4 protein-coding genes are annotated in these 3,338 nt (G+C 69.1%); 2 read left to right on the forward strand and 2 right to left on the reverse strand.

Annotation, left to right across the window (positions count from 1 at the left end; genetic code table 11):
* Positions 1-277: 277 nt before the first annotated feature.
* The gene (locus JWP28_RS20265; RefSeq protein WP_299545665.1) at positions 278-796 is read right to left on the reverse strand and encodes a hypothetical protein; all 519 of its coding nucleotides are present in this window, start codon (positions 794-796) and stop codon (positions 278-280) included.
* 627 nt (positions 797-1,423) lie between these two features.
* On the opposite strand from JWP28_RS20265, the gene JWP28_RS20270 reads away from it, so the two are divergent.
* Together JWP28_RS20270 and JWP28_RS20275 are read left to right on the forward strand one after the other, a co-directional pair.
* Positions 1,424-2,017, forward strand: coding sequence for a cation transporter (locus tag JWP28_RS20270; protein ID WP_299545666.1), 594 nt, complete (start codon positions 1,424-1,426; stop codon positions 2,015-2,017).
* A gap of 432 nt (positions 2,018-2,449) precedes the next feature.
* Positions 2,450-2,914, forward strand: coding sequence for an Hsp20/alpha crystallin family protein (locus tag JWP28_RS20275; RefSeq protein ID WP_299545667.1), 465 nt, complete (start codon positions 2,450-2,452; stop codon positions 2,912-2,914).
* A gap of 92 nt (positions 2,915-3,006) precedes the next feature.
* Here JWP28_RS20275 and JWP28_RS20280 read toward each other — a convergent pair.
* On the reverse strand, positions 3,007-3,338 hold a 332-nt coding region (locus tag JWP28_RS20280; protein ID WP_299544323.1), incomplete at its 5' end, for a DUF308 domain-containing protein.

The following is a 3,338-nucleotide window of genomic DNA, read 5'->3' on the forward strand; positions in this document are numbered from 1 at the left end:
CGCTCTAGTGTGCTGGATTTGAAGTTCGCCGCATTCACGGGCCACCCGCCGAGCGAACTTCAAATCCAAAAAGCACACTAGAAACATGGACTTGCTAGTGTCCTGATCGATTCCGAAGTTCGCCAAAGCCACCCGCAAGCGCTTGCGAACTTCGGAATCGGGACACTAGGACCTATCCGCCGCCTTGCGCCGCGCGCTTCCTCGCCAGGACCGCGAAGCGCCGACGGCCGGCAGGCCGAAGACGGCGATCTGGCCCCCCGCCTGCGGCTGAGCGTGCTCATCGCGTCCGGCGCGCCGTCCAGTTGAGATAGGGCTGGAAGCGATCGCGGTCATTGGGCGGCGCGACTTCGAACCAGCCCGCGAGGCCGACCGGCGTGCGCCGGTATGTGAGGCGGTAGCGGGGGCCGATCGGGTCGGTGCTCACGAACTCCGCCGAGCCTGGCTCGGGCGTGCGGACCTCGTAGTGGATGACGTGGCCGTCGTCGTCCCAGTAGGTGGCGCGCAGGCCGCCGCGCGCCTGGTGCTCGATCACCATCATGTCCTCGTGGCGAGTGGCCGGCTTGCCGTTCTGCGCCGGATAGTCGGCGTGGTTGCGCCGTACGAGCACTTGGCCCCCCGCCTCCGGGGTGAAGGCGAACCCGCCGGACCCCTGCTGGGCGCCGCCGCCCTCCGCCGTCCAGCCGCCGACCAGCCAGTCGAGGCCGCCCCATCCCGGCGCGGCCTGCGCGCCCGCGGCGAACGCCAGCGCCAGGCAGCTCGCGGCGAGGCGCGCCCGAAGTCTGCGGCCAGAGTGCATGACGTTCTCCCCTCAGCGCAGGACCATATCCTCCGCGGATTCCAATACCTGTCGAACCGGCCTGTATAGAGGCGTCCGTGGCGCCCGGGGGCGGCCGTGCGGCGAGGATCACCCGCGCGCCGCTCCTCGCGCCGGTTCCGCGAAGGAGGCGCAGGCGAACGCCAAGGCGCCCATCCGGGCGAACGCCCGTCCCCGGCCTCGGCTGGCGCGTACGCGCTGACTATGGCAATCCCAGGCGGCTACGCGGGCGTGGCGGAATTGGTAGACGCAACGGACTTGAACTGAAGACCTGAGTGCGCCGGGGGAAACGCCGGACGTAGAACCGCTCAAATTCGGGGAACCCTGTCAGATGGCGATCCCGAGCCAAGCCCACGGAGGCGACCGCCTCCCGGGAAGGTGTAGAGACTAGACGGGCGGCGCCTAAGGCCTTGCGGCTACGGCGAAGGGATAGTCCAGACTACGAACGCCCTCGACCAATCTGGGGGCGGCGGCGAAAGCCGAAGTGGTACGAAAATCCGTAGGGCCGAAAGGCCCGTGCCGGTTCGACCCCGGCCGCCCGCACCATCAGTCGCTTGGCATGGGCATATGAACGGGAAGGAGCAGTTCGATTGGGCGCCATAGCTCCGCATGACGATGGATGAGCACCTTCGCAAAGCGGTCCGGCTCGTCGCGCTGCTGAACCTCGCCTATTTCGGCGTCGAATTCGCCGTGGCGCTCTCGATCGGGTCGGTCTCTCTGTTCGCCGACAGCGTGGACTTCCTGGAGGACGCCGCCGTCAATTTCCTGATCTTCGCCGCGCTCGGCTGGAGCGCGCCTCGGCGGGCGAAGGTGGGCATGGCGCTCTCGGGAGTCTTGGTGATCCCCGCCGCAGCCTTCCTCTGGATGCTCTGGCGGAAGTTCGAGCATCCGGCGCCGCCGGCAGCCCTTGAACTGACAGTCACCGGTTTCGGCGCGCTGGCTGTGAACCTCTTCTGCGCCTTCACCCTCGCGCGGTTTCGCACCCATAGCGGCAGCCTGACCAAGGCGGCGTTCCTGTCCGCGCGCAACGACGCCATCGCCAACGTCGCCATCATAGCGGCCGGCGCGGTGACCTTGTTCCTGCCCTCCGTCTGGCCCGACGTGCTGGTCGGCCTGGGCATCGCCGTCATGAACCTCGACGCGGCGCGCGCCGTGTGGGCGGCCGCGCGGCGCGAGCATCTTGAGACGAAAGCCCCGGCCTAGTTCGCACCGGGTGATGGTGCTTCACCCTCACGGCGGCGCTCGGAGCGGCGGTGGCGGAGCGCGTGCGTCATGAAAAGTTACCGCGGCAGCGGTCGAAGAAATCCGGCAGGCGATCTAAACTGAGCGCAGTGGGGGTTTCTCCAATCCTTTCGCTCGAGGTCCATCATGGCCGATCCCCAAACGACCCCCGATTCCAAAGGCGCGCCGACGAAGCCGCGTGAGGGACTATCGCCGGCGGGCCCGGCGGGCTCCCGTCCAAGCGCCGAAGAGCGCTCTTTCGCAGCGAGGGACGGGGCGCCCCCTAGCGCCACCCATGAAGCGGTCGGCGCGGCGCGAGACCTTTCGGAGCTCGCGGCTCTTGCGACGCGCGAGGCGGCCGAACGGGGTCGGCAGGCGGCCAACGAGGTTGCGACCAGCTGGCGCGGCGCCTTCGTGCCATTCTTCGCCATGCAGCTGGAGATGCACCGCTGGTTCGATGACCTGTGGCGGCAGGCCACCGGCTCGGGCGCCTTCCCAGCCCTGCGCCCGGCCCGGCCCTTTGGAGCCCTGGGCGCAGCTCCGATGCTGGGCCTGCCGCCAACAGACGTGAAAGAGACGCAGGAGGCCTACGTGCTCTGCGCGGAGCTGCCCGGTCTCACCCGCGACGACGTCGATCTCCAGGTGCGCGGCGACCTGCTTCTCGTCTCCGGCCAAAAGGCGGAGGAAAAAGACGACGTCAGCTGCGCCTACCGCATCAGCGAGCGCCGCTTCGGCCGTTTCGACCGGAGTTTCCCAATTCCCGCCGATGTGGAGCGAAACCGCATCGCAGCCGGCTTCCGCGACGGCGTCCTGACGGTCACCCTGCCGAAGAACGCGGCGGCCGTGCAGGATCGCACCAAGATCCAGATCAACGCCTGAGTCTCAGGTCCACCCTGGACCAGGGTGACGCGCGCAGGCGCCTTGCGCCGTGGTCCGGAATTGGCGCACGGCATTGCGATGGACCTTGGCGTTCAGGCCGGATGCGGCGCCGCGCCGGGCAGGGTCGCGAAACGCTGGGCCCGCAGGCGGTAGGCCAGCACCAGCAGGGTCACGCCGAACACGATGGCGTAGGCGCCGACCCACCAGGTGAGCACCAGGGCGCCGAGCAGCGGCGCGATCGCCAGCAGCACGCCCCAGACGACGGAGATGAAGCCGCCGAAGCCCATCCACCAGCGGCCGTGGTCGCCCCTCAGGCGGACGGCGGCGGCGATGGCGAGCACGCCGGAGACCACCGCCCAGGCGGCGATCAGATAGACGAAGGCGAGCACGGTGAGGCCCGGCAGGAAGACGGCGACCCCGGCGG

Origin of the sequence: Phenylobacterium sp. (assembly GCF_028290885.1) — a bacterium.
Classification (GTDB): Bacteria; Pseudomonadota; Alphaproteobacteria; order Caulobacterales; family Caulobacteraceae; genus Phenylobacterium.

What these genes read in the sequence shown, in the direction of transcription:
- JWP28_RS20265 (WP_299545665.1), bottom strand. Translation starts at nt 796, where the DNA reads ATGCACTCTGGCCGCAGACTTCGGGCGCGCCTCGCCGCGAGCTGCCTG.
- JWP28_RS20270 (WP_299545666.1), top strand. Translation starts at nt 1,424, where the DNA reads ATGACGATGGATGAGCACCTTCGCAAAGCGGTCCGGCTCGTCGCGCTG.